An 890-nucleotide genomic window follows, 5' to 3' on the forward strand; every position below is an offset into this window, starting at 1 on the left:
TAATAATATTATAATAAAAGAAAATATACATAAGAGGTGATTATGTGAACTTTAATATAGAAAATTTAGAAGAGCTTTTAATTAATATGAACTTAGATGATAGGATTAATATTAATAAAATACCAGATATTGATTTATATATGGACCAGGTAATTCAATTATTTGAAAATAACTTAGAGCATATAAAAAGAAACCCTACGGACAAGATTTTAACCAAAACTATGATAAATAACTACTCTAAAGACAAATTGCTTTTTCAAAATAAAAATAAAAAATATTCTAAAGATCATATTCTTTTAATGATTTTAATTTATGATTTAAAGCAAACTTTGTCTATAGCTGATATAAAAAAATTATTTACCCCTATGGTAAAAATATTATCAGAAGAAAAATCAAATTTTGATTTAAGTAATATATATAATGAATATCTTTCATTAAAGAAAAATCAAATTGATAAAGAAAAAGAATTCTTAACTTCAATTGTCAATGATACAACTAATTTATGTGAAAAAGAAACTACTAAAAATTATGAGGATTATAAAAAAATATTATTGATTATATTAACACTTTTAAATTCAGCTTCCTTAAATAAAAGAATTGCAGAAAAGATGATAGATACTTATTTTAATGAATAAATTTAAAATCAATGAATAAATAAAATGACTGCCTTTATTAAAATGTACCCTATATAGTAGACACTTTAAAAAAAGTCTATTATATAGGGTATTTTTATGTATAATAAAATTAATATATAGCTTTAGGAGTGATTATATGAGCAACAAATTTTTCACTGAATATCAAATTAAGAACTTATCTCAAAACAAATATGTACAGACTATTTCATCAAAATCAATTACATATACTGATGAATTTAAAAGACATTTTATTGC

Annotated in this window: 1 protein-coding gene; it reads left to right on the plus strand. The window is 20.1% G+C overall.

The annotated features are described in order from the left end of the window. Positions 1-44: 44 nt before the first annotated feature. Positions 45-635, plus strand: a complete 591-nt coding sequence (locus tag IO99_RS17945) for a DUF1836 domain-containing protein (protein WP_035135888.1) — start codon at positions 45-47, stop codon at positions 633-635. The last annotated feature ends 255 nt before the right edge of the window (positions 636-890 follow it).

The organism is Clostridium sulfidigenes (assembly GCF_000732635.1).
GTDB classification, from domain to species: Bacteria; Bacillota; Clostridia; order Clostridiales; family Clostridiaceae; genus Clostridium_J; species Clostridium_J sulfidigenes.